The following is a 25,076-nucleotide window of genomic DNA, read 5'->3' as shown; positions in this document are numbered from 1 at the left end:
CGCGGACAACCTCTTCGACCAGCCGGATCAGCGCGACGTGGGATCTGCCGGGGCCGAGGCCAGGTTGACCAGTCTGATGTAGCGGGTCCAGTCCCAGTAGGGCCCCGGGTCCGTGTGGTCGCTGCCGGGAACCTCATGGTGCGCGATGATGTGCGTGCGGTCCATGGGGATGCCGTACGTGGTGCAGATCGCCGCGGTGAGCCGGGCCGACTGCTCGTACATCGCGTCCGTGAAGTACGCCGGCTGGTCCACCCATCCCTCGTGTTCGATGCCGATGCTGCGGGTGTTGTAGTCCCAGTTGCCCGCGTGCCAGGCGATGTCCACCTCGCGGACGCACTGCGCCACGTGTCCGTCGGAGGACCGGACGACGTAGTGCGCGGACACCTGCCTCTCGGGGTCGCGGAAGATGGCGAGGGTGTCGGCGTATGTTTCCTGCGTGACGTGGATGACCACGTAGTCGACGGGATAGGCCGTGGGCCTGCTGGACCGGCTGTAGTTGGACGTCGTCGCGGGCTGCCACTCGGCGGAGGGGTAGTCGACCGCCCGGGGCCGTGCGGCGGCCGGCGTACCGGAGAGCAGGGTGAACGGGACGGTGGCGAGCGCGGCGCCCATCAGAATCCGCCGCCTGGTCGGAACCGGAGCTGTCCTTTCCCTGTCCATGGATGCCCTTTCGTCGGTGGGCCCTGGAGCCCGGTGGGGGGAGTGGGTGCTCAGCTGTTCGGTCATGCCGAGGAGAAGTCCGGCCCTGCCGAGGAGAGCAACGCCGACGGTCCGTCCACCCTGTCTGCGGGGTGCGTCCGCGCAATCACCGTACGGGGGACGGGGATTGCGCAGAAGAACGCCGCGCCGTTCTGTGGACGGCCACCGCCTTGTGGACATCACGCTCACTCGATCGAGTGAAAGAGGGGCGTGAGTGGACCCCTCGCCGAGCCCCTGAAAGGCTCAGGCGCGCTCCGCCACCACCGCCGGGTCGTCCAGAACCGCCCGCACCACCGAGTGCGCCGCGCCGAGCAGCGGCCCCCGCGGGCCCAGGTCCGACACCGAGACCGGGCAGGCCGGGCCGGCCGTGCGCCGGGCCAGTTCGTCGCGCAACGACGGCAGCAGCCAGGGCGCGAGCCCGGCCAGCGCGCCGCCCAGCACCACGCTCTCGGGATCCAGCAGGTTGACCGCCCCGGTCAGCGCGATGCCGAGCGCCGTGCCCGCCTCGCGCAGGGCGCGCCGCACGTCCTCGTCGCCGTCCGTGGCCCGTCCGGCGAGCAGCCCTACGCGGTCCTCGCCCGGCTCCACGCCGGCGGCGCGCAGTACCGCCTTCTCACCCGCGTACTGCTCCAGGCACCCGCGTCCGCCGCAGGGGCACTCCGGGCCGTCCGGCCGGACCGGCACATGACCCAGCTCGCCCGCGAATCCGCGCGTGCCGCGCAGGAGCCGTCCGTCGAAGACCACGCCTGCGCCGATGCCGATCTCGGCCGAGACGTGCAGGAAGTCGCGGAGCGTCCCGTCGCCGAGCCAGAGTTCGGCGAGCGCCCCGAAGTTGGCCTCGTTGTCCACGGTCAGCGGCAGGTCCGCGGGCAGCAGCGCGCCGAGATCGGCGTCGTGCCAGTCCAGGTTCGGTGCGCGTACGACGGTGCGGCCGTCGCGCGCCACGAGACCCGGCACGGCCACCGCCAGCCCGGCCGGCCACAGCCCTTCGGACTCGGCCTCCGCGACGACCTGCCGCACCAGAGTGGTGAGCCGTTCGATCACCGGCGTGACGGAGCTGTCCCGGTTGCTGCCGTACCGCACGGCACGAGACCGCACCCGGCCGCGCAGATCGACCGCGCAGACCGCGAGGTGGTCGACGCCGACCTCCGCGCCGATGCCCGCCGGGCCCCGCGCGCTGACGGCGAGCGCCGACCCGGGCCGCCCCACCCGGCCCGGCCGCTCGGGACCCAGCTCTTCCAGCAGGCCCGAGCGGATGAGTTCGTCGACGAGGGTCGAGACCGCCGCGCGTGTCAGCCCGATCCGTGAGGCGACGGCGGCCCGGGACAGCGGTCCTTCCGCGCTGACGGTGTGCATCACCCGGGCGAGATTCCGGCGGCGCATCCCCTGCTGGGTGTCCGGAAGCACGCGCCCGTGCCGGGCCGGTTCGGCTTCGTGCGGCGGTGCGGTCATGCCTCCGTCATCCCTCGGTCGGTCGTCGCCCGGGTCACCGCGTCCTCAGCGGGAATCCGTGGACCGCTCCAGCAGCGGTGCCGCGTCGGAGAGTACCCCGGTGATCCTCGCCAGCGTCGCCTCGTCCCGTTCCACGGCGTCGAGTACCGGTCCGGCGGCCGTGTTCCAGCGCCGGGCGACCGCGGCGGCGTCCTCGCCGGTCAGCAGGCCGGCGGCCTGTGCCGCGGCGCCGAGCGCGACCAGTTCCCTGGCATCGGGGATCTGGACGGGACGCCCCGACAGCCGCCGTACCGTCTCCTGCCAGGCGCCCCCACGTGCCCCGCCGCCGATCAGGAGCAGCGGCGCCGACGGGTCGGCGTCGGCGTCGAGCACCAGGTCGAGGGCGTTGAGCAGCGAGTGGACGGCGCCGTCGTACGCGGACTGGAGCAGCTGACCGGCGGTCGTGTCGTGCCGCAGTCCGTGCAGGAGGCCGGAGGAGTGCGGGAGGTTCGGGGTGCGTTCGCCGTCCAGGAAGGGCAGCAGCGTCGCCTCGGTGCCGGGTTCGACGGCATCCCGGTCCAGGCCCAGCAGGGTCGCCACGCGGTCCACGGCGAGCGTGCAGTTCAGGGTGCAGGCGAGCGGCAGCCAGTCACCGCGCGCGTCGGCGAAACCCGCCACCGTGCCGGTCGGGTCGGCGGGGCGCCGCTGCGAGACGGCGTACACGGTGCCGGACGTGCCGAGGCTCATCACCGGCACACCGGGACGGAGCCCGAGTCCCAGAGCGGCGGCCGCGTTGTCACCCGTGCCCACGGCGACCAGGGTGCCCCTCGTGAACGGCAGGCCATGGCCGTCGCGCACGGTGCCGGCCACCTCGCCGGGCCGGACCACCCGGGGCAGCAGTGCCGGGTCGAGTCCCACGCGCGTGAGGATGTCCTCGTCGTACGCCTCCGTGCCGGACGCCCACCAGCCGGTGCCGGACACGTCGCCCCGGTCGGTGGTCCCCTCGCCGGTGAGCCGCTCCGTGAGGTAGTCGTGCGGGAGGCGGACGGCCGTCGCGGCGCGGACCGCGTCCGGCTCGTGTTCTGCCAGCCAGGCCCACTTGGTGACGGTGAAGGAGGCGCTGGGCACGCTGCCCGTGCGCTCCGCCCAGGACTTGGGCCCGCCCAGCTCCTCGATCAGACGCCGGGCCTGCGGGGCGGACCGCACGTCGTTCCACAACAGTGCCGGGCGCACCGGCTCACCCTGGGCGTCCAGGGTGACGAGCCCGTGCTGCTGCCCGCCGATCGACACCGCGGCGGCCTCACGGGCGGCGTCGCCGCACTGGTGCAGCGCCTCGCCCAGCGCGTCCCACCACTGGCGCGGATCGCTCTCCCGGCCGGCTCCGGAGGACACGGTGTGGGGGGCCTGGCCGCTCGCGACGACCCGGCCGGTGGCCGCGTCGACGACCAGCGCCTTCGTGGACTGAGTGGATGTGTCCACACCGACGACGAGCGGACCCTCGGCTGCTGACATCGGTCTACTCCCTCTTCCCGGACTTCACTGCTTCGGGCACTGGCACACCTTGTCCCTTCCCAGGACCGTGTGTGCATACTAATTTGTAAAGCGCCATGACGAAATAGTCGGCAGCGAGTGATCGGCAGCGAGTGAGGAGCCGCGGAATGAACTACCAGCCCACTCCCGAGGACAGGTTCACGTTCGGTTTGTGGACGGTCGGCTGGCAGGGCCGTGATCCGTTCGGCGACGCCACCCGGCGGGCCCTGGACCCGGCGGAATCGGTGCGTCGCCTGGCCGAGCTGGGCGCCCACGGCGTCACGTTCCACGACGACGACCTCATCCCGTTCGGGTCGAGCGACTCGGAGCGGGAGGCGCACGTCAAGCGTTTCCGGCAGGCCCTCGACGCCACCGGCATGAAGGTGCCGATGGCGACGACGAACCTGTTCACGCACCCGGTGTTCAAGGACGGCGCCTTCACGGCGAACGACCGGGACGTGCGCCGGTACGCACTGCGCAAGACGATCCGCAACATCGACCTCGCGGTGGAGCTGGGCGCGAGCGTGTACGTCGCCTGGGGCGGCCGGGAGGGCGCGGAGTCCGGTGCGGCCAAGGACGTGCGGGACGCTCTCGAGCGGATGAAGGAGGCCTTCGACCTGCTGGGCGAGTACGTCACCGAGCAGGGCTACGACTTGAGGTTCGCGATCGAGCCGAAGCCGAACGAGCCGCGCGGTGACATCCTGCTGCCGACGGTGGGCCACGCGCTGGCGTTCATCGAGCGCCTCGAGCGGCCGGAGCTGTACGGCGTCAACCCGGAGGTCGGCCACGAGCAGATGGCGGGGCTGAACTTCCCGCACGGGATCGCGCAGGCCCTGTGGGCGGGCAAGCTGTTCCACATCGACCTCAACGGCCAGTCCGGCATCAAGTACGACCAGGACCTGCGGTTCGGCGCGGGCGACCTGCGGGCGGCGTTCTGGCTCGTCGACCTGCTGGAGCGGGCCGGATACGCGGGCCCGCGGCACTTCGACTTCAAGCCGCCCCGGACCGAGGACCTCGACGGTGTGTGGGCGTCCGCGGCCGGCTGTATGCGCAACTACCTGATCCTCAAGGACCGCGCGGCCGCCTTCCGCGCCGATCCGCAGGTGCGGGAGGCCCTGGCCGCGGCCCGCCTGGACGAGCTGGCCCGCCCCACCGCCGAGGACGGCCTGGCGGCACTGCTGGCCGACCCGACCGCGTACGACACCTTCGACGTGGACGCGGCCGCCGCGCGCGGTATGGCGTTCGAGCACCTCGACCAGCTCGCCATGGATCACCTCCTCGGCGCCCGCTGAGGTACCACGGAGGGGCCCGTTGCGGACTGGTGGGCTCCGGCCTCTCTCCGTGTTCCGGAAGGAGGCCGGAGCCCCCGCGCGGGAAGTGCCCACCGTGCGGGGGCCGGGACGTCAGGGTCGGTCGACCGTCCCCAAGGCGGCTGAGGCGAGCGCCGTAGCCGGGTCCTGAACCGGCCCGCCGACGGGCACCCAACGGTCACGTTCCTCGCGGTACGGCCACCAACGGCCGTCGTGGTCCAGGCGGAGCTGCCGCGGCTCCCCGACGACGGTCCACCGGTTGGCCCGCGCCCGCAGCGACGGGCGTTCGTCGTCCTCCCAGGCCGACTCCAGCGCCGCACGCGCGCGTGCGAGCGACTCGCCCTCCGGCGCCCACTCCTCCTCGAGCACGGACAGGGCGGTCACGCCGCCGAGCCGCCACGCGCCCACGGCGACGGCCAGTGCCTCCGGTGTGCGCCCCGAACCCTCGCCGAGGCGTCGCAGCACATCGGGGCCGGGCTCGCCCGCGGCCAGTCGTACCGCGTCCTGAGCGGCCGTCGCCTCCCTGCCCGCGGCCTGCTGCTCGTGCCCGCCGCGCAGGGCTTCGGCGAGCAGGCGGTGCGCGTCCGCGGCCGCCCTGGAGGCCAGGTGGGCCACGGCGGACGGATCGACGCCGTACGGGGGCGCCGTCTCGGTGTCCAGGGACGGCGGCACACCGGGGCCGTCCCCGAGTTCGGGCGGCGCGGGCAGCGGAGGCAGTACGTCCCCCGCCGCGTACGCCTCGCCTGCGTCCACGCCCTCCCTGTGGGACGCGGACTCCCGCGCGGGTGCGCTGCCCTGCGTCTGCAGTGCTTCGAGCAGCGCGCCCTCCGTGCGGCCTCGCATCAGCAGCAGGATGAAGGGGTCCTGGTCCAGCAGCCTGGCCATCTGGTAGCAGAGGGCGGCGGTGTGCCCGCAGTGGTCCCAGGCGCCGCAGTCGCACTCCGGTTCCAAGTCGCCCATGCCGGGCAGCAGATCGATGCCGGCGGTCGCCGCGTCCTCCACCAGGTGCGGGGGCATGTCCCGGTCCAGCAGTGCCGCGACGTGCCCGGAGCGCTCGATCGCCATGTCGACAAAACGATCCCACTGTGCGTCGGACAGCTGTTCCAGCAGGACGTCGGCCCGATGTGCGGTGCGATCGCGGTCCTGGACGACGGCCGTGATGCGCCCCGGCCGCACCGACACGGCGCCGACCGCTCCCGCGCGTGCGAGACGGCGGCCCGACTTCACCTGGGCCGCGTCCATCGCCGCGTCCTCCAGCGCCTTCAGCCAGGCAAGGCCCCACCAGGTCCGGGCGAAGCCCCGTCCGTGTGCGGGTGGCAGCGCGGTGAACGTCCGTTCCGTGTCGTTGTCGTACCGGGTCATCGGGTACCCCCTCGCAGTTCGACCAGGTCGGCCAGTTGCGCGTCCGTCAGCTCCGTGAACGCCGCCTCGCCGGTGCCCAGTACCGCCTCGGCGAGTTCCCTCTTGAGGTGCAGCAGGGCGGCGATGCGGTCCTCGATCGTCCCCTCGGCGACCAGCCGGTGCACCTGCACGGGGCGGGTCTGGCCGATGCGGTAGGCACGATCGGTGGCCTGAGCTTCGACCGCCGGATTCCACCAGCGGTCGTAGTGCACGACGTGCTCCGCGCGTGTGAGGTTCAGCCCGGTGCCCGCCGCCTTCAGCGACAGCAGGAAGACCGGCACCTCCCCCTCCTGGAACCGGCGGACCATCGACTCGCGTGCCGTGACGGACGTGCCGCCGTGCAGGAACAGCGACGCCACGCCGCGGGCGGCCAGGTGCCGTTCGAGGAGACGGGCCATCTGCACGTACTGCGTGAAGACCAGGACGCTCGCCTCTTCTGCGAGGATCGTGTCGAGCAACTCGTCGAGCAGTTCCAGTTTCCCCGAGCGGCCCCCGATCCTCGGCCGGTCCTCCTTGAGGAACTGCGCCGGGTGGTTGCAGATCTGCTTGAGGCTCGTCAGCAGTTTCACGATCATGCCGCGTCGCGCCATGCTGTCGGCTCCGGCGATCTCCGCGAGCGCCTCGCGCACCACCGCCTCGTACAGGCCCGTCTGCTCCGCCGTCAGTGACACGGGACGGTCGGTCTCGGTCTTCGGAGGCAGCTCGGGTGCGATCCCCGGATCCGATTTGCGGCGTCGCAGCAGGAAGGGCCGTACGAGCCGGGCGAGTCGCTCCGCCGCGGCAGGGTCCTCGCCGCTCTCGACGGCCTCGGCGTACTGACGGCGGAAGGTGCCGAGCGGGCCCAGCAGGCCCGGGGTGGCCCAGTCGAGGACGGCCCACAACTCCGAGAGGTTGTTCTCCACCGGAGTGCCGGTGAGCGCCACCCGCGCGCGTGCGCCGAGGGAACGCAGTCGGCGCGCGGTCTCCGAGTACGGGTTCTTCACGTGCTGGGCCTCGTCCGCCACGACCATGCCCCACTGCACGGCGGAGAGACGTTCGGTGTCCAGGCGCATGGTCCCGTAGGTGGTCATGACGAACTCGCCGTCCGCGAGGCCGTTCAGGTCACGTCGGGTGCCGTGGAAGCGGCGAACCGGTGTGCCGGGCGCGAACCGCTCGATCTCCCGCTGCCAGTTGCCCATCAGGGAGGTCGGGCAGACCACCAGGGTGGGCCCGGCGGCGGCCGGGTCGGTCTGCCGGTGCAGGTGCAGGGCGATCAGCGTGATGGTCTTGCCGAGGCCCATGTCGTCGGCGAGGCAGCAGCCGAGGCCCAGTGACGTCATGCGGACCAGCCAGTTGAGCCCGCGCCGCTGGTAGTCGCGCAGCGTGGCGTCGAGCGCGGCGGGTTGCGGGACCGCCTCCTGCGCCTCGGGGTCGGCCAGCCGTTCCCGCAGCGTCGCCAGCCAGCCCGTGGGGTGCACCTCGACGCGGTGTCCGTCGACGTCCGTCGAGCCGGTGAGAGCGGCCGCGAGCGCGTCCACCGGAGCGACCTCGTGGTCCTGCCGGGCGCGGGCGCGGTGGACCTCCCCGGGGTCGACCAGCACCCATTGGTCGCGCAGGCGCACGAGCGGCCGGCCGGCTTCGGCGAGCAGGTCCAGCTCCTCGCGCGTGAGGCTCTTGTCGCCCAGGGCGAACGTCCAGTTGAAGGCGAGCAGCGCGTCGGCGGACAGCAGCGAGGGGCCGCCCTCTGCGGCAGCCGCGAGGGGCGCCCGCGCGTCGTCCGGCGGTCCGACCTCCGCGCGTACGGTCAGATCGCGGGCCAGCTCCCTCGGCCAGTGCACGTCGACCCCCGCGCCCGCGAGTGCCCGGGACCCCGTGCCGAGCAACTCGGTCACGTCCGCGTCCGCGAGCTCGACCGCGTCCGGCACGGAGGCCGACAGCAGCGGCGTGAGCGCCGGCCAGGCCCGTGACGCGCGGCGCAGGGCGAGCAGGACGTCCACACGCGCGCGCGTGCCGAACGCCTCGCCCACCGTGCCGGCCCACACCTCGGCGGCGTCGACGACGAGCGCGGGGCCGCTGACGCTGTGCACCTGGAGCACCGCCCGGAACGCCGGCTTCTCCTCAGCGGGAGCCTCGGCCGACAGGCCACCTACCTCGACGCGCAGGGACAGCCGTACACCCGCGTCGTGTCCCGCGGCGACGTCGGCAGCCCACTCGTGCAGTTCGGGCATCCGCCGCGGTTCCCGCGAGGCGTAGGCGGGCCCGGCCGTCACCAGGGCGGCGGCGGGGGAGCGGGGCAGCGTGTCCGCCACGGCGTCCAGGAAGGCGCGTACCAGCCGTTCCGGGTCGTGAAGCCGCGGCGGACCGGTGGCGTCGATGGGGACCGCGTGCGCCTCTGGCGGCATGGCGGCGGCGAGATGGCGGACCCGCTCGGTCTCTTCCGGGCCCAGCGGGCCGGCCCGCCACGCGTCGTGGTCGGCCGTGGACAGGCCGGGCAGCAGCAGCCCGCGCGCGACCAGGTGCAGTGCCTCGACGGTGACGGCGCCCCAGAACACCGACGACCGGTGGGCGTGCGCGGAGGTACGCGCGCGCGTGAGGACCGGCAGGGCCGCCCGCAGCGGCAGCACCACCGCGGGTACGCTCACCCGTTCCACACCGGCGCCGTCGGGCAGGACGACGGTCAGGTCCTCGGTGGTCGGGTTCTCCCGGCCGCCCGGCGTGGTTCCGGGTGGGGCGCCGTCCGGTCGCCAGAAGGCCACGGCGCCGGTGCGGCCGGGGTCACCGGGCAGGAAGACAGCGCAGCAGCCGACGAGTGCGGAGATCTCGGAAGGGGTTTCCGGGAGAGCGGTCTGCACGGTGATGATGTATTCCTCAAATTTGACTAGCCGGTATGCGGCGGCTGACTGTACACCACTCCTGAGGTCACGGGGTGTGGATGATCTGTGGCATGGGTCACTATGCAAGGGGAGAGGCTTCTCGCCCCGGGCGGACGGATCGATGCACGGACGAGCGGGGCGGCCACGCCGACCGATCCCTCAGGGTTGTCGGGGTCCGGACTCAGGGACGTCTCAGGGTCGGGGTGCGGAACCGCCGGGAGCGCGGGCCCGTTTTCAGGACAGAGAGCGGCAGTGGCCGCGAAGGAGGCGACACCATGTCGAAGAACGCCAAAGTCGCAGCAGGGGGTGTGGCGGTCGGGCTCATCCTGCTGATCTGGCTGCCCTGGTGGGCTGCCCTGCTGATAGTTCTGGGAGTCCCGGCCGCCGCTTACCTCACCCTGGACCCCTCCCAGCGGCGCAGGCTGCGTCGGACCACGCGCAGGGAGATAGGGCGCTGACGCGCCGGCGCCGGCGCGTGCCCGGCTAGGTCGTGTCCGCAAAGTCCTGCCGTCCGCCCGGAGGGCGGGCCCCGCGGCGTCCGGTGCGTGCTTTGGGGGTCCCCCCCCGGCCGGAGGCTGGGGGAGTGCCGGGCGCAGCCCCTCGTACTGGGCGTACTCGGGGCTTCGCCCGGTGCGGCGAGAGTGCGTGCCGGGCGTCGCGGGGCAGGCAGGACTTTGCGGACACGGCCTAGCGCAAGGGGCAGGAGTCGATCACGTCGCCGTCCGCGGGCTCGCCGACCGTGTGGTCCGCGGGCGGCGGCGTGCCCCGCTCCACCCACGCGGTCAGGGCGTCGAAGGCCGACCGGAAGCAGGGCAGGATCGGCCGCAGCCGGTCGGGATACGTGTCGTACAGCCCGTCGACATGGGTCCCGCCCCGGACCGTGTAGTAGCGGTGCAGCACGCCCCGCCCGCGCGCGTCGATCATGCGCGCGTACACGTCGGAGTCGGCGGCCTTGGGCAGCAGTGCGTCCAGATCGCCGTGCAGCGTGATCAACGGCTTCCCGATGCGTCCGGTCAGTGCCACCCGAGCCACCGCGCGATGGACGGAGGCAGGACGTGCGGTGTAGTCATAGGCGGCGTCGGAGGCGCACGGCGCGAGGATCTCCTCCAAGGAGGATCCTGCCGAGCTGCCCGGGCAGCGTGGGTCGTAGGACGGGTCGAACTCGGCCCGGTAGATCTTCTGCGTCACGCCCCAGTAGGCGTTCTCGTGGTACGGCCAGAGAAACTCGGAGCCACGGGCGAACCCGGCCGCGTACAGGTCCGCGTCCCGGGCCGAGCCGAGCGTCCGGGCGACCGCGGTCGGAAGTGAAGTGAGCAGGCTGGGCCCGTCCGCCGTCCACAGGGCTCCCTCCCAGTCCACGCCGCCGTCGTAGAGCCCGGGGTGGTTCTCCAACTGCCAGCGGGTGAGATAGCCGCCGTTGGAGATGCCGGTGATGTACGTGCGGCGCGGCGAGTGGCCGTAGCGCTGGGCCGCCACCCGCCGGGCGGCGCGGGTCAGCTGGGTGGTGCGGGCGTTCCACTCGGCGACCGCGTCTCCGGGACGGACACCGTCCCGGTAGAAGTCGGTTCCGCTGTTCCCCTTGTCGGTGGCGGCGTACGCGTACCCCTGCGCGAGGACCCGGTCGGAGATCGCCTTGTCCGTGGCGTACTGCTTGCGGTTCCCGGGCGCTCCCGTCACGACCAGTCCACCGTTCCAGTGGTCCGGCAGCCGGATCACGAACTGCGCGTCGTGCCGCCAGCCGTGCGTCGTGTTGAAGCGGGAGGAGTCCGGGAAGTACCCGTCGATCTGGATGCCCGGAACGCCGGACGGCGTCCTGGTGCCGGCGGCCGTCAGTCCGGCCTGGTCGGCCAGGTCGGTGTACCGGGTGCCCGCCAGCCCGGTGGTGGTCAGATCGTCCAGGCAGGCGCCGCGCTGCAGGGCCGCGCCCGGCACCCGCACGCGCTCCAGCCGGGCACAGTGTCCGGCCGTCTCCACCGCGGCTGTGGCCGCGGGAGCCGGCCCGGTGAGCGTGACGGCCGTCAGGACGGCGGCGAGGAACGGAACACCACGGGACAGACGCATCAGGGCCTCCGGACGCGACGGGGGAGTGAGGTCGAGGGCTGCCCCATGGTGCGGGCCCGCCACGACCCCTTCCATGGGCTGGAGCCACATGGAGAGGAGGCCGATCATGGAGGTTGAAGACAGTCGGGGCCTCTGCGCCCCTGGTCAGCTCGGACGTACGGCCATCTTGTCGAGGGCCTCCAGGAGGCCCGGCAGCGACGGCCCCCGGCCCACCGGCAGGACCTCACCGGGTTCCTCGTCGAGCAGGATGAAGGCGATGTCGTCGGTCCGGGCGACGAGCGACCAGCCGGGGCCGTCGGCCCGCAGCGTCCGCGCGTCCCCCGGCGCGAACGACGACCGCACCCGGCCGAGCGGCGGGGGAGAGTCGACGTAGGAGCGGGCCTCCGCGAGCACCCTCCGGACCCCGCCGTGCCCCGAGGCCGCCGCGTCCTCCTCGCCGTGCGCGACGCCGCTCGAGACCGGCGCTTCGTCGCGCGTGCCCTCCCCGGTACTCACGCCGGCCTCCACGTCGCCGGAAGGCGTGTCGGACGAGGCGCCGGCGCCACCCGCCGCCGGGAACTCCGCGTCGTCGATCTGCTCCCGCCACTGCGCCCACTGCAGGGCGATCTCGTCGGCCCCCAGACGCCGCTGGGCAGGCCCCCACACCGTGGTGTCCGGCGGGCACAGCGCGGGCTGGTCGGCGGACTCGGGCCCGGGGTCGTGCGGCGCGGGTACGCCGGGTGCCGCCACGGCGACCGCCAGGGGCCAGCCGGGCAGCGCCGCGACGACTGTGCGCTCGTCCGGCGACAGGTCGTACTCCATGCCGCAGTCCCAGGAGGCCACGGCCACGGCCACCAGCGACACGTCGTCCACGACGACGGTCCACCGGGCACCGTCACCGTCCTGGCCGAGCACCAGTCCGTAGCCGTCGGCCAGCGGCGGGAGACCGAGCGCGGCGCACGCCTCCGGGTAGTCGTCGCCCAGCACACTCGGAAACTTCGCCGGCGTCAGCAGCACCGCCGTGAGCACATAGAGCGCGTCGTCCGCGGCGGCGACGGCGTCCTCATCCGTCCCGGCCATCCCAGCCTCCCCATCGGTTCGTCCAATGGCGCGCACCCTAGTGCGCCCGGGAATGCCTTGTCACGACTCCCAGACGCACCCGAGCTGCAGTTTTCCGGCTGGACGGGGGCGAATCGACCACGCGCCGCGGGGATCCGGCGGTCAGGTCGCGGGCAGCCCCAGGAGCGCGCGGGCGACGTCCGACGGCGACTGGTCGCGCTCCCGCGCCAGCGCGACCACGGCGCGGCACGCAAGCTCGTTCACCCCGAACGACAGGGCCTCCGGCGACACCCACCCCGCCGCCTCGTCGATCCGGTCCTGATCGTCGTCCGCGCACGCGGACACGTACGCGGCCGCGGCCTCGAACAGATTGTGCGACCTCGGTTCCGTTCCCGCCCTGTCCTCCGTGCGCCGGGCGGCGCGAGATCTGTCCCAAGCTTCGAGGATCCTGCCGAACAAGCGGACCACCCTCCCCTGCCGGTCACCATCGCCGATCGTGCATCTCCTGCTGCTCAACGTAGAGTTGAAGCCTCGGCGGCAGAAGGGTACGGGCACGGTGAAGCGCTTCCAACGGCTGGCGGAGATCCGGCGGATGGACCCCCACGAGGACGCCTCCGAGATCTACCGGCTGTCCTCGGCCTACGAGTTCCCCTGGGATTTCAGCCGTGCCCTGGAGCTGGCCCTCTTCCGCACCTACGCCGTGCCGAGCATCGGCCGGCTGCTGGCCGAGACGGCGGAGTTCACCGACCGGACGCAGAAGCGGTACGACGACACGGCACTGCTGCTCGACGCCGTCGTCGAGCACGGCTTCGGCAGCGATCAGGGCCGCACCGCCATCCGGAGCATCAACCGGATGCACCGCAGCTACGACATCGCCAACGACGACATGCGGTACGTCCTGTGCACGTTCGTCGTGACTCCCAAACGCTGGATCGACGCCTACGCGTGGCGCAGGATGTCGCGGCACGAGACCGTCGCCTCCGCCGTCCACTACCGCACGCTGGGACGGCACATGGGGATCCAGGACATCCCCGGGTCCTACGAGGAGTTCGAAGACTGCCTCGACGCCTACGAGGCAGCCCACTTCGCCTGGGACGAGAGCGCCCGCAGGGTCTCCGACGCCACCCTCGACCTCATGGCCTCCTGGTACCCGCGCCCCCTCGCGCCCCTCCTGCGCGCCGGCACACTCGCCCTGCTCGACGAGCCCTTGCTGCGCGCCTTCCGGTACACCCCGCCGAGCCCCACCGCGCGTGCGGTCGTGCGCCGCGCGGTGCGGCTGCGCGGGCGCGCCGTCCGGCTGATGCCCCCGAGGCGCGCCCCGCACCACGCCCGGCAGAACCGGGAGATCAAGGGCTACCCGAAGGGCTACCGGCTGACCGAGCTGGGCACCAGCCCGGTCCCCGGCGTGCGGGGCTGCCCGGTCCGCCACATCGACACGTCGTCAGCCGAGTGAGCCGATCGTCTCGCGCAACGAGCCGAGGCCGGTCCGGGAGGCTCCGGAAGCCGCGGGAGTGCGCGGCGACTGTCAGTTCTCGCGCACGGCCAGGGCCAGGAAGCGGTCGTCCTCGTCGACGTACGACGTCATGCGCCACCCCGAACCGGTCAGCAGCGGCCGCAGGTTGGCCTGGGCGCGCAGGTCGTCCGGTGTGATCCGCCGCCCCTGGCGTGCCGCGAGCGCCGCCCGGCCGATCGGATGGAACAGGGCCAGCACACCGCCGGGACGCACGACGCGCGCGAGTTCCCGCAGGTTCCCGCCGGGCTCGGGGAGGTGTGCGATGAGGCCCGCCGCGAACACGGCGTCGAGCGAGCGCGGGCGCAACGGCAGCGCGGCGACATCGGTCAGCACCAACCGTCCGGCACGGTCCCTCCCGGCCCGTACGGCGGCCTGGAGCATGGCCGGTGTCAGATCGGCACCGAGGACCAGCCCCGACGGCCCCACGGCCGCCCGCAGCGGCGGCAGGGCACGTCCGGTGCCGCAGCCTGCGTCGAGCACCCGGTCACCTTCCCGCAACCCCAGCTCGGCCACCGCGGCCGCGTAGGCGGGCCCGTCGTCGGGGAAGCGGCTGTCCCAGTCGGCCGCGCGGGCGCCGAAGAACTCCTGGACGTGCGTGTGGTCGTCGCTCATGGTCCGCATGATTCCCCAAACGCGCGGGGGATGCCGAGGCGCACACGTTCGAGCGTGACGCGATCGTTCCAGCGCCTCTCTGTGTCAGATAGCAACACCTTTCGAAATGCGCCCCCGTTGTGCGCCCTGCCCGGTACTAGCGTCCCGGGGTCATGGGACACCTGGACCACGCCGCCCTCGGCTGGCTGACCCCGGTGCTGTCGTACGCGATGGCCTGCACCGGCGCGGCCCTCGGACTGCGCTGCACCGTGCGCGCCCTCGCCACCACCGGGCGCTCGCGCCGCAACTGGCTGCTGACCGCGGCCTCGGCCATCGGCACCGGCATCTGGACGATGCACTTCGTCGCCATGCTCGGCTTCCGGGTCAGCGGCACCGACATCCGCTACGACGTGGCGCTCACCCTCGCCAGCCTGCTCGTCGCGATGCTCGTCGTCTGCGCCGGCGTCTTCGCGGTCGGGTACGGCCGCGACCGCGCGCGGGCACTCCTGCTCGGCGGACTCACCACGGGGATCGGCGTCGCGAGCATGCACTATCTGGGCATGGCGGCCGTGCGCCTGCACGGAGCCGTGAGTTACGACCCGGTCCGCGTCGCGCTCTCCGTCCTCATCGCCGTCGCCGCGGCCACCGCGGCACTCTGGGCCGCGCTCAACATCAGGTCGCCCCGCGCGGTCACCGTCGCCTCACTGATCATGGGGGCGGCGGTGAGCAGCATGCACTACACCGGCATGTTCGCGGTGAGGGTGCGGGTCGCACCCTCGGGCGAGACGCTCCCCGGGGCCACGGCGATGCAGTTCATCTTCCCCCTCGCCGTCGGCCTCGGGTCCTACCTCTTTCTGACCTCGGCCTTCGTCGCGCTGTCACCGACGGCGGGGGAACGTGACGCGTCCGCCGCGGCCCGCCGCCCCGTCGGCAGCACCGCCCGGTGACGGCGGACCCCCGCAGGCGGCCCGGCGACCACGCCCCGACCCCCGTCCCGAGCGAGGAGGCCATGCGTACACCCCGTACGACCCCCGCAAACGGCGCCGACACGCCGTCCCGGCCACCCACGCGCGGTCGTCGCGCGCACGCCGGACCACCTGCCGACGAGGGCCCGGTGGAGCCCACGGGCGAGGCACCCGAATCGGCTGCCACGCGCGCGTGGCGCGGGCGAGTCCAGCCCCGGACCGTGCGCGCCAGGATCGTCTGCCTGCTGATGGTGCCCGTCGTCTCCCTGCTGGCCCTGTGGGCGTACGCCACCGTCACCACCGCCCAGGACATCTCCCGGCTGAGGCAGGTGCAGCGCGTGGACGCCGGCGTCCGGGCCCCCGTCAGCGCGGCCGTGGCCGCCCTGCAGGCCGAGCGCCTCGCGGCCGTGCGCCACGCCACCGACCCGTCGGCGGTGCCGGACGCCGACTACCGGGAACTGTCCGAGCGCACGGACCGCGCCGTGGCGAAGCTGCGGCTCGGCGACCGCCACACGGTCGCCGACGGCGAGGAACTGCCCGCCGGAGTGGCACGGCGGCTCGACGCGTTCGTGACCGGCGCCGAACGGCTGGGACCGCTGCGAACCGCCGTCCTGGACCGCCGCACCGCCTGGGAGGAGACCTACCGCCGGTACACGACGGCCATCTCGGCCGCCTTCCGCGTGGGCGGCGCGCTGAGCGGGATCCAGGACGCGGACCTGGGCTCCGACGCGCGCGTGCTGGTCGAGTTCGCCCGCGCGGGCGAGGCCCTGGCCCAGGAGAACACCCTGCTCGCCGCCGCTCGCCTCGCCGGCCGCCTCGACGGCGAGCGGCTGCGCCTGTTCACCGGCGCCGTCGACACACGACGGAGTCTCACCGAGTCCGCCGTCACCGACCTGCGCGGTTCCGAACGCGCGGCCTGGCAGGACCTCGCCCGCGACGCCGCCTATACGACCGTGGGCAAGGCCGAGGACGGCCTGCTGGACTCCTCGGCTCAGGACCGTCCGGTCGAGGTGGCGGCACCCCTCGCCGCCTGGGACGGGGCCCACGCGCGCCTACGGGACGGCATGCGGACGCTGGAGCGGGACGCCGCGCGGGGAGTGGCCGACCGGGCCGATCCGTTCACCCGCGGTGCGCTCACCCCGGCCGGGGCCGCGGTCCTCCTCGGACTTCTCGCCGTCGTCGCCTCGCTCGTCATCTCCGTCCGCATCGGCCGTGGCCTGGTGGTCGAGCTGGTGAGCCTGCGCAACAGCGCCCTGGAGATCGCCCGGCACAAGCTCCCGGAAGCCATGCGCAGACTGCGTGCGGGGGAGGAGATCGACATCCGGTCCGAGGCGCCACCCGAACCGGCTGCCGAGGACGAGGCCGGCCAGGTCGCCGAAGCCCTGGGCACCGTGCACCGGGCGGCGCTGCGGGCCGCGGTGGAACGCGCCGAACTCGCCAGCGGCATCTCCGGCGTCTTCGTGAACCTCGCCCGCCGCAGCCAGGTCCTCGTCCACCGCCAACTGAGCCTCCTGGACAGCATGGAACGCCGCTCCGACGACCCGAACGAACTGAACGACCTCTTCCGCCTCGACCACCTCACCACCCGCATGCGGCGCCACGCCGAGAGCCTGATCATCCTCTCCGGCGCGGCGCCCGGACGGGCCTGGCGCATGCCGGTCTCCCTCACCGACGTGGTCCGTGCGGCCGTCTCCGAAGTGGAGGACTACGCGCGCGTGGAGGTACGGCAGCTCCCCGAGGCGTCCGTCGTCGGCGCGGCCGTCGCCGACCTCACGCACCTCTTGGCCGAGATCATCGAGAACGCCGCGCAGTTCTCCCCGCCCCACACGCGCGTGCGTGTCACCGGAGAACCCGTCGGCAACGGCTATGCGATCGAGGTCGAGGACCGCGGCCTCGGCATGGGCAAGGACAGTCTCGCCGAGGCCAACGACCGCATCACCCGCTCCGAGGCACTCGACCTGTTCGACAGCGACCGGCTCGGCCTCTTCGTCGTCAGCCGCCTCGCCGCCCGACAGGACATCAAAGTCCACCTCAAGACCTCTCCCTACGGCGGTACCACGGCCGTCGTCCTGTTGCCCACCGCGCTCCTGCACAGCGGAACCGCGGAACGCTCCCCAGGGGCGGCACACGAGGCGGCCCCGCCAGCGGAGCGCCTGTACACGCGCGTGCCGCACGCCGCCGCGCACCGGGAGACCGTGCCCGCGCCGTCCGGCCGCCCGGCACTGACGTCCGCCGCACCGGTGACCGTGGAGACGACGGCTCCGAACCGGCCCCCAGGAGCCCCCGCCTTGCGACTGCACCGATCCCCCGACGTCCCGGACGACTCCGCCGACGACACTGACGGCGACGGCTTCGGAGACTTCACACCGGACCCGGCCGCGGAGTCCGACAACCTGCCCCGGCGGGTACGCCAGGCCAGCCTCGCACCCCAACTGCGGGACGGGCGCCCCGCGGAACCCGCTCGCCCGCCCCAGTCGCGCGGCGACGAAGAGCGCACACCCCAAGCGGTGCGGGACCGCATGACCGCCTACCGCGACGGCTGGACCCGCGGGGGTGGACGCCGGCCCGGCCACGCGGAGCAGCCGGCCCCGCAGGCCGGCCACAGCAGCGAAGGAGACCTCGCATGATCCACGACCCCGGCACGGGGACCGCCCGGCGGACCCGCGAACTCGACTGGCTGCTGGACGACCTGGTCGGCTGCGTTCACGAAGTACGGCATGCCGTCGTGCTGTCGAACGACGGGCTCGCCGTGGGCGCGTCGGCCGGCCTGGGGCGGGAGGACGCCGAACACCTGGCCGCGGTCGCCTCCGGTTTTCACAGCCTGGCCAAGGGCGCGGGCCGTCACTTCGGCGCCGGGGGCGTGCGCCAGACCATGGTCGAGATGGACGACGGCTTCCTGTTCGTGGCCGCCGCGGGCGACGGCTCCTGCCTGGCCGTCCTCACCGCCGTGAGTGCCGACATCGGCCTCGTGGCCTACGAGATGGCGCGGCTGGTCAGACGCGTCGGCGAGCACCTCCACACCGCGCCGCGCGCCGTCGCACGGCCACCCTTCGGCGGATGACCCGGAAGGGCCGCACGGATGACCGACGAGAGCACGGACGGCGGCCGGGAACAGCCGGGCAGCCAGTGGTACGACAACGAGGCGGGGCCCCTGGTCCGCCCCTACGCGATGACCGGCGGGCGCACCAGGCCCGGACCCACGGGCGTACGCTTCGACCTCATCGCCCTCGTGACGCGGGTCCCGGGCGCGCCGGGCAGCGACGTCACCGTGCTCGGACCGGAACACCGCACGCTGCTCGAGCTGTGCCGCACCGAGACCCAGTCGGTCGCCGAACTCGCGGCGGACGCCGATCTCCCCGTGGGAGTCGTCAGGGTGCTCCTCGGGGACCTGGTGGAAGTGGGCTGCGTGACCGTCAGCCGTCCGGTGCCGCCGGCCCAGTTGCCCGACGAACGGATTCTGCGCGAAGTGATCGACGGACTGCGCGCACTGTAGAGAAGGCCGAGGACCATGACCGGCACGCACGCGTACGACCACCCGGACCGAGAGAAGTGATCAATGGTCTCCGAACACGCCGAACACGCCGAACACGCCGAACATGCCGCACACTCAGATGCCACGGACGGCGAGTCGGCCGCGCTGGCGCTGAAGATCCTCGTCGCCGGAGGGTTCGGCGTGGGCAAGACCACCCTGGTGGGCGCGGTCAGCGAGATCAGGCCGCTGCGCACGGAAGAACTGCTCAGCGAGGCCGGTCGGTTGGTGGACGACACCGGTGGCATCGACCGCAAGGTCACCACCACCGTCGCGATGGACTTCGGGCGGATCACCATCCGGTCCGGTCTCTCCCTCTACCTCTTCGGCACACCGGGGCAGGACCGCTTCTGGTTTCTCTGGGACGAGTTGTCGCAGGGCGCGCTCGGGGCCGTCGTCCTCGCGGACACCCGGCGGCTGGCGGACTGCTTCCCGGCGGTCGACTACTTCGAGCACCGGCACATCCCGTTCGTGGTGGCCGTCAACTGCTTCACCGGAGCACGCCGGCACGAGGCCCAGGACGTACTGCGCGCCCTCGACCTGGACTCCGGAACACCCGTGGTGCTGTGCGACGCCCGGGACCGCGACTCGGGCAAGGAGGTCCTGATCCGCCTCGTCGAGTACGCCGGGCGGATGCACACCGCCCGGCTGCTCGACTCCGTGCGCTGACGTGCCTCAGCCCGCGCCCTCAGTCCGCGACGGACTTCTGGGCGAGGACCTTGTCCACGGCGACACGGACGAGGAGTTCGCCCGGGACGCCGTTGCGCGCCCCGAACTCATCGGCACGTTCCTCACCCATGTAGCGCGCCCCGATGCGGCCCGCCCAGTGCCGGAGTTCGTCGAGGTCCTCCGAGATCCGGGCACGTCCCTGCAGCACCACGAAATGGAACGGCGGCCGGTCGTCGTCCACGCACAGGGCGATCCTGCCGTCGCGGGCCAGATTGCGCCCCTTCACCGTGTTCTTGCCGGTGTTGAACACGATGTCGTCCCCGTCCAGGAGGAACCAGATCGGCGCCACATGCGGACTGCCGTCCGCCCGGACGGTCGAGAGCTTTCCGGTCCGGGTGCCGTCCGAGACGAACGCCCGCCATTCCTCATCGGTCATCTTCTGTGCCATGCACCCCATCCTCCTTGCCCGGAGCACTGGCGTGGGGAAGGCTGGCGGACAGATCCCCCGGCCAGGGGGAGGCAAGGCATACGGGGACGACACGGGGAGTTCGGATCAATGGTGCAGAACCAGGGACTCGGCTGGCTGCTGGACGACCTGACCGCGCGCGTCGAGCACGTCCGGCATGCGCTGGTCCTGTCCAACGACGGCCTGGTGACCGGAGCCAGTACGGGACTGCGACGCGAGGACGCCGAACACCTCGCGGCCGTCTCGTCCGGGCTGCACAGTCTGGCCAAGGGCTCGGGCCGGCACTTCGGTGCCGGCCAGGTACGGCAGACGATGGTCGAGTTCGACGACGCCGTGCTGTTCGTGACGGCGGCGGGCTCGGGCAGCTGCCTGTGCGTGCTCAGCGGGGCCGAGGTCGACATCGGGCAGATCGCGTACGAGATGACTCTGCTCGTGAACCGGGTCGGCGAGCACCTCGACGTCGACGCACGGCAGCCGGGACGAATATCGCCCACAGACCTCTGACCTGCACATCCAACACCGTCGTGGGGTGGGCGGCGGAGTTTTCCACAGGCCGGACGCGGATGCCGTCGCAGCGGCTACGGTTTTTCGTGTCAGGCGGGCACGCACGGTGCCGGCCGAACACTCCACGGGGGAGACGAGCATGTCCGGCAGCACCGTCACGCGCGCATTCTCAGCGGCCACCGAGCAGACCGGCAGTACCCGGGACGCCCCTCTCACGCCAGGGCGTGCGGCGCGAGTACTGGGCCTCAAACGAAGCGAGTTCGACCTCGCCGTCCACCTCGGCCGCATCCGCACCGTGCCCGACGACGTAGGAGGCGGCGGGCGCGTCACCCGCGACGAGATCGAGCGGATCCGGGCGGCGGAGGGTTTCCCCGAGACCCTGAGGGCGGGCGTCCGGACCTTGGGGACCACGGAGGGTGCGGCCCTCATGGACGTGACCAAGGTCCGCTTCACCCGCCTCGCACGGCTGGGGCTGCTGGTCCCCGTGAAGTTCTACGTCAACCGGTATCGAGCCGTCGTCTGGTTGTACCTCGCCGACGAACTGCGGCATTTCGCCGCCGACGAGCGGAACGTCGCACTTCTCAAGGGCCGCACGCCCGAGGGACTGCGAGGCCAGCTGGGGGAGGGGCTGGACCTGCGCCCCCGCAACTGGAGGGGGCGGCACCTGGGTTTCCTGCTCCGCCAGGCCGACGACCCCTGGGCCCGTGCGGCGGCCGTGGCGTCCCTGCTCGACACCACCGAGGTCGCCGCGGTCGTCAAGGATCCCTACGAGCGTTCGTACCTGCGCCGGTTCCACCCCGTGCGGCCGGCTCACGGCTCGCCCGGGTCCCCCGCCGCACAACTCGCCGAGGAAATCATGACGGCGGTGGACCCGGACGAGATCGACTGGTTGCGCGCGGACCTGGCGGACGCGGTGGCAGCCGCCCGCGAGCAGCGCCCCGCGCCCGGACCGGCCCTTCGCACCGCTCCTGCCCCGCAGCAACCGGAGCCCACGCCGGACGACACCGAGGAGCCCAGGAGGCTGCGCGGTCTGCTCGGCAGGCTGTGGCGAAGAGACGCCTGACCCCGTGGCCTGCCCGGTGACCTAAAGGGCCCGGAAGAGCCCCTCCTGGACTACGGACACCAGCATGCGTCCCTCGGTGTCGTAGATCCGCCCGCGCGCCAGGCCCCGTCCGCCGGTCGCGATCGGCGACTCCTGGTCGTACAGGAACCACTCGTCCGCGCGGAACGGCCGGTGGAACCACATGGCGTGGTCCAGCGACGCCATGTCGAAGCCCCTGGGACCCCACAGCGGTTCCACCGGGATGCGTACGGCGTCCAGCAGGGTCATGTCGCTGGCGTAGGTCAGTGCGCAGGTGTGTACGAGCGGATCGTCGCCGAGCCGCCCGACCGCCCGCATCCACACCGCACTGCGCGGCTCGGCGCCCTTGACCTCCTCGGCGCTCCACCGCAGCCGGTCGACGTAGCGGATGTCGAAGGGCTGACGGCGGGCCATCCGCTCCAACTGCTCGGGCAGCGCGCCCAAGTGCTCCCGCACCTCGTCGGCCACCGTCGGCAGCGACTCCGGGTGCGGGACCTCGCGGGCCGGCGGCAGCTGGTGCTCGAAACTCCCCTGTTCAGGCTTGTGAAAGGAGGCGGTGAGCGTGAAGATCGTGCGGCCCTGCTGTACCGCGGTGACCCGCCGGGTCGTGAAGGACCGTCCGTCCCTGTCCCGTTCGACCTGGTACACGATCGGCACGCCCGGACGTCCGGGACGCAGGAAGTACGCGTGCAGCGAGTGCACCGGGCGGTCGCCGTCCGTGGTGCGGCCGGCGGCGACCAGCGCCTGGCCCGCCACCTGTCCGCCGAAGACCCGCTGCAGCGACTCCTCGGGGCTGCGGCCACGGAAGATGTTGACCTCGATCTGCTCCAGGTCGAGCAGGGCGACGAGGCTCTCGGCCGGATTCGTCATGGGCGGGGTTCTCCTGTGCTCACAGCTGGCCGACATCGGTGACGCGGACGACAGCCCGGCCCTCCGCGTCGGAGGCCGTGAGGTCGACCTGAGCGCTGATGCCCCAGTCGTGGTCGTCATTCGGGTCGTCGAAGATCTGCCGCACGCGCCACAGACCGTTCTGCGGCTCCTCCTCGATCACCAGCAGCTTCGGGCCGCGGGCGTCGGGACCGGTGCCGAGGTCGTCGTACTCGTCCCAGTACTTGTCCATCGCCTCGCCCCACGCGTCCGCGTCCCAGCCCGCCTCCGCGTCCATCTCGCCCAGCTCGTCGACATGGTCGAGGGCGGCGAGTTCGACCCGGCGGAACATGGCGTTGCGGACCAGGACCCGGAAGGCCCGCGCGTTGGCGGTGACCGGCCGCACCTGATCGGCCTTCTCCTGTGCCTCCTCGGCGGTCATCTCCTCCGGGTTGGCGAGTTGCTCCCACTCGTCCAGCAGGCTGGAGTCGACCTGGCGCACCATCTCGCCGAGCCACTCGATCAGGTCCTGAAGGTCCTCGGACTTCAGGTCGTCCGGGACGGTGTGGTCCAGGGCCTTGTAGGCGCTCGCCAGGTAACGCAGCACGATGCCCTCGGTGCGGGCCAGTTCGTAGTGGGAGACCTGCTCCGTGAACGTCAGCGCCCGCTCGTACATGTCACGGATGACCGACTTGGGCGACAGCGGATGGTCACCGACCCAGGGGTGGCTCCTGCGGTACGTGTCGTAGGCGTGGAAGAGCAGCTCCTCCAGAGGCTTCGGGTACGTGATGTCCTGGAGGCGCTCCATGCGCTCCTCGTACTCGACACCGTCGGCCTTCATCGCGGCCACGGCCTCACCGCGCGCCTTGTTCTGCTGGGCGGCGAGGATCTGCCGCGGGTCGTCCAACGTGGACTCCACGACGGACACCATGTCCAGCGCGTACGACGGCGATTCCGGGTCCAGCAGCTCGAAGGCCGCCAGGGCGAACGTGGACAGCGGCTGGTTCAGCGCGAAGTCCTGCTGGAGATCCACGGTGAGGCGCACGTCGCGCCCCTCGGCGTCCGGCCGGTCGAGCTTCTCGACGATGCCGCCGTCCAGCAGCGAGCGGTAGATGGCGATGGCCCGCCGGATGTGCCTCAGCTGCTGCTTGCGCGGCTCGTGGTTGTCCTCCAGCAGGTGCCGCATCGCGGCGAAGGCGTCGCCCGGGCGGGCGATCACCGACAGCAGCATGGTGTGCGTGACCCGGAACCGGGACGTCAGCGGCTCCGGATCGGAGCCGATGAGCTTGTCGAACGTGCTCTCCGACCAGGCCACGAAGCCCTCGGGAGCCTTCTTGCGGACGACCTTCCGCCGCTTCTTCGGGTCCTCGCCGGCCTTGGCGAGCGCCTTCTCGTTCTCGACGACGTGCTCCGGGGCCTGGGCGACGACGAAACCCTCCGTGTCGAACCCGGCACGGCCCGCCCGGCCCGCGATCTGGTGGAACTCCCGGGCCCGCAGCGTGCGCACCCGGGTGCCGTCGTACTTGGTCAGCGCCGTGAACAGCACCGTCCGGATGGGGACGTTGACGCCTACACCCAGGGTGTCCGTCCCGCAGATCACCTTGAGCAGACCGGCCTGCGCAAGCTTCTCCACCAGCCGCCGGTACTTGGGCAGCATGCCGGCGTGGTGGACGCCGATGCCGTGCCGGACGTAGCGGGAGAGGTTGCGGCCGAACTTCGTGGTGAAGCGGAAGTTGCCGATCAGGTCGGCGATCCGTTCCTTCTCCTCACGCGTGCACATGTTGATGCTCATCAGCGCCTGCGCCCGCTCCACGGCCTGCGCCTGTGTGAAGTGCACGATGTAGACGGGCGCCTGCCGGGCGGCCAGCAGATCGGTGAGCGTCTCGGTCAGCGGCGTGTAGCGGTACTCGTAGGAGAGCGGCACCGGGCGGGTGGCCGAGCGGACCACCGCGGTGGGCCGGCCGGTGCGGCGGGCCAGGTCCTTCTCGAAGAACGAGACGTCGCCGAGCGTCGCCGACATCAAGACGAACTGGGCCTGCTCCAGTTCCAGCAGCGGAATCTGCCAGGCCCAGCCGCGGTCCGGCTCCGCGTAGAAGTGGAACTCGTCCATGACGACCTGGCCGATGTCCGCGTGCTTCCCGTCGCGCAGCGCGATCGACGCCAGGACCTCGGCGGTGCAGCAGATGACGGGCGCGTCCGCGTTCACGGACGCGTCGCCGGTCAGCATGCCGACGTTCTCGGTACCGAAGATCTTGCACAGCTCGAAGAACTTCTCCGACACCAGCGCCTTGATCGGAGCCGTGTAGAAGGTGACCTCGTCCCGCGCCAGGGCCGCGAAGTGGGCACCCGCCGCGATCATGCTCTTGCCGGATCCGGTGGGCGTCGACACGATCACGTTCGCCCCGGAGACCACCTCGATCAGCGCCTCCTCCTGATGGGGGTAGAGCGTGAGACCGCGCTCCTGGGCCCACGCCTCGAAGGCTTCGTACAGGGCATCGGGGTCGGCGGTCCGCGGCAGCTGATCGATGAGGGTCACGCCCCCATCTTGCCTGCCTCGCGTCGTGATGGG

The 25,076-nt window shown here is 72.4% G+C and carries 22 protein-coding genes; 10 read left to right on the top strand and 12 right to left on the bottom strand.

Going from position 1 to position 25,076, the window contains the following annotated elements; translation table 11 throughout:
• Positions 1-27: 27 nt before the first annotated feature.
• From ACFW01_RS10335 to xylB, 3 genes are all read right to left on the bottom strand, one after another.
• The gene (locus ACFW01_RS10335; RefSeq protein WP_234957487.1) at positions 28-660 is read right to left on the bottom strand and encodes a peptidoglycan recognition family protein; all 633 of its coding nucleotides are present in this window, start codon (positions 658-660) and stop codon (positions 28-30) included.
• A gap of 282 nt (positions 661-942) precedes the next feature.
• Entirely contained in the window at positions 943-2,151 is a 1,209-nt protein-coding gene (locus ACFW01_RS10330; protein ID WP_234957486.1) for an ROK family transcriptional regulator, read from the bottom strand.
• Positions 2,152-2,196: 45 nt separating this feature from the next.
• Complete coding sequence (gene xylB, locus ACFW01_RS10325; RefSeq protein WP_384502923.1) at positions 2,197-3,642, bottom strand: xylulokinase; 1,446 nt, start codon at positions 3,640-3,642, stop codon at positions 2,197-2,199.
• Positions 3,643-3,788: 146 nt separating this feature from the next.
• On the opposite strand from xylB, the gene xylA reads away from it, so the two are divergent.
• Positions 3,789-4,952, top strand: a complete 1,164-nt coding sequence (gene xylA, locus ACFW01_RS10320; protein ID WP_234957484.1) for a xylose isomerase — start codon at positions 3,789-3,791, stop codon at positions 4,950-4,952.
• Positions 4,953-5,063: 111 nt separating this feature from the next.
• Here the strand turns inward: xylA and ACFW01_RS10315 are convergent, their stop codons facing one another.
• Together ACFW01_RS10315 and ACFW01_RS10310 are read right to left on the bottom strand one after the other, a co-directional pair.
• Positions 5,064-6,332: an SWF or SNF family helicase gene (locus ACFW01_RS10315; RefSeq protein ID WP_384502921.1), complete on the bottom strand. Its 1,269-nt coding sequence runs from the start codon at positions 6,330-6,332 to the stop codon at positions 5,064-5,066.
• Positions 6,329-9,202, bottom strand: a complete 2,874-nt coding sequence (locus ACFW01_RS10310) for a DEAD/DEAH box helicase (protein ID WP_384502919.1) — start codon at positions 9,200-9,202, stop codon at positions 6,329-6,331. The genes ACFW01_RS10315 and ACFW01_RS10310 overlap by 4 nt, the downstream gene beginning before the upstream one ends.
• Positions 9,203-9,498: 296 nt before the next feature.
• Here ACFW01_RS10310 and ACFW01_RS10305 point away from each other — a divergent pair, with 296 nt between their 5' ends.
• Positions 9,499-9,681 carry a hypothetical protein gene (locus tag ACFW01_RS10305; RefSeq protein WP_122620855.1) on the top strand — a complete coding sequence of 61 codons (183 nt, stop codon included), beginning with the start codon at positions 9,499-9,501 and terminating at the stop codon, positions 9,679-9,681.
• A gap of 229 nt (positions 9,682-9,910) precedes the next feature.
• On the opposite strand, the gene ACFW01_RS10300 is transcribed toward ACFW01_RS10305, so the two are convergent.
• The 3 genes from ACFW01_RS10300 to ACFW01_RS10290 all read right to left on the bottom strand — a co-directional run bounded on the left by ACFW01_RS10300 (position 9,911) and on the right by ACFW01_RS10290 (position 12,781).
• Complete coding sequence (locus ACFW01_RS10300; protein ID WP_384502917.1) at positions 9,911-11,284, bottom strand: tannase/feruloyl esterase family alpha/beta hydrolase; 1,374 nt, start codon at positions 11,282-11,284, stop codon at positions 9,911-9,913.
• A gap of 144 nt (positions 11,285-11,428) precedes the next feature.
• Positions 11,429-12,343 (bottom strand): hypothetical protein, encoded by a 915-nt coding sequence (locus ACFW01_RS10295; protein WP_384502915.1) that lies wholly within the window; start codon positions 12,341-12,343, stop codon positions 11,429-11,431.
• A gap of 141 nt (positions 12,344-12,484) precedes the next feature.
• Positions 12,485-12,781, bottom strand: coding sequence for a hypothetical protein (locus tag ACFW01_RS10290; protein WP_384502913.1), 297 nt, complete (start codon positions 12,779-12,781; stop codon positions 12,485-12,487).
• Between the two features lie 97 nt (positions 12,782-12,878).
• Here ACFW01_RS10290 and ACFW01_RS10285 point away from each other — a divergent pair, with 97 nt between their 5' ends.
• Positions 12,879-13,775, top strand: coding sequence for an oxygenase MpaB family protein (locus ACFW01_RS10285; protein WP_384502911.1), 897 nt, complete (start codon positions 12,879-12,881; stop codon positions 13,773-13,775).
• A gap of 72 nt (positions 13,776-13,847) precedes the next feature.
• On the opposite strand, the gene ACFW01_RS10280 is transcribed toward ACFW01_RS10285, so the two are convergent.
• Complete coding sequence (locus tag ACFW01_RS10280) at positions 13,848-14,447, bottom strand: class I SAM-dependent methyltransferase (protein WP_384502909.1); 600 nt, start codon at positions 14,445-14,447, stop codon at positions 13,848-13,850.
• A 152-nt stretch (positions 14,448-14,599) separates the two neighbouring features.
• On the opposite strand from ACFW01_RS10280, the gene ACFW01_RS10275 reads away from it, so the two are divergent.
• From ACFW01_RS10275 to ACFW01_RS10255, 5 genes are all read left to right on the top strand, one after another.
• Positions 14,600-15,373 carry an MHYT domain-containing protein gene (locus tag ACFW01_RS10275; protein WP_384502907.1) on the top strand — a complete coding sequence of 258 codons (774 nt, stop codon included), beginning with the start codon at positions 14,600-14,602 and terminating at the stop codon, positions 15,371-15,373.
• Positions 15,374-15,435: 62 nt separating this feature from the next.
• Positions 15,436-18,018, top strand: coding sequence for a nitrate- and nitrite sensing domain-containing protein (locus ACFW01_RS10270; RefSeq protein ID WP_384502905.1), 2,583 nt, complete (start codon positions 15,436-15,438; stop codon positions 18,016-18,018).
• A complete protein-coding gene (locus ACFW01_RS10265) occupies positions 18,015-18,452 on the top strand; it encodes a roadblock/LC7 domain-containing protein (protein ID WP_234957476.1) in 438 nt (145 codons plus the stop codon). Before ACFW01_RS10270 ends, ACFW01_RS10265 begins: the two co-directional genes overlap by 4 nt.
• Positions 18,453-18,470: 18 nt before the next feature.
• Positions 18,471-18,884, top strand: coding sequence for a DUF742 domain-containing protein (locus ACFW01_RS10260; protein WP_384502903.1), 414 nt, complete (start codon positions 18,471-18,473; stop codon positions 18,882-18,884).
• Positions 18,885-18,947: 63 nt separating this feature from the next.
• On the top strand, positions 18,948-19,589 hold the full coding sequence (locus tag ACFW01_RS10255) for an ATP/GTP-binding protein (RefSeq protein ID WP_234957474.1): 642 nt from the start codon (positions 18,948-18,950) through the stop codon (positions 19,587-19,589).
• A gap of 19 nt (positions 19,590-19,608) precedes the next feature.
• Here the strand turns inward: ACFW01_RS10255 and ACFW01_RS10250 are convergent, their stop codons facing one another.
• Positions 19,609-20,037: a PPOX class F420-dependent oxidoreductase gene (locus ACFW01_RS10250; RefSeq protein WP_384502900.1), complete on the bottom strand. Its 429-nt coding sequence runs from the start codon at positions 20,035-20,037 to the stop codon at positions 19,609-19,611.
• A gap of 108 nt (positions 20,038-20,145) precedes the next feature.
• Between ACFW01_RS10250 and ACFW01_RS10245 the strand changes: the two genes are divergently transcribed.
• Positions 20,146-20,559 carry a roadblock/LC7 domain-containing protein gene (locus ACFW01_RS10245; RefSeq protein WP_122620844.1) on the top strand — a complete coding sequence of 138 codons (414 nt, stop codon included), beginning with the start codon at positions 20,146-20,148 and terminating at the stop codon, positions 20,557-20,559.
• 139 nt (positions 20,560-20,698) lie between these two features.
• Positions 20,699-21,622, top strand: coding sequence for a DUF6397 family protein (locus tag ACFW01_RS10240; RefSeq protein WP_384502898.1), 924 nt, complete (start codon positions 20,699-20,701; stop codon positions 21,620-21,622).
• 21 nt (positions 21,623-21,643) lie between these two features.
• Here ACFW01_RS10240 and ACFW01_RS10235 read toward each other — a convergent pair whose 3' ends face one another.
• Complete coding sequence (locus tag ACFW01_RS10235; protein WP_384502896.1) at positions 21,644-22,510, bottom strand: acyl-CoA thioesterase; 867 nt, start codon at positions 22,508-22,510, stop codon at positions 21,644-21,646.
• A gap of 19 nt (positions 22,511-22,529) precedes the next feature.
• The gene (locus ACFW01_RS10230) at positions 22,530-25,043 is read right to left on the bottom strand and encodes a DEAD/DEAH box helicase (RefSeq protein ID WP_234957470.1); all 2,514 of its coding nucleotides are present in this window, start codon (positions 25,041-25,043) and stop codon (positions 22,530-22,532) included.
• Positions 25,044-25,076: the final 33 nt, after the last annotated feature.

This window comes from Streptomyces sp. NPDC058985 (assembly GCF_042740985.1).
Lineage (GTDB): Bacteria > Actinomycetota > Actinomycetes > Streptomycetales > Streptomycetaceae > Streptomyces.
This window is presented reverse-complemented; position numbering and strand designations above follow the sequence as displayed.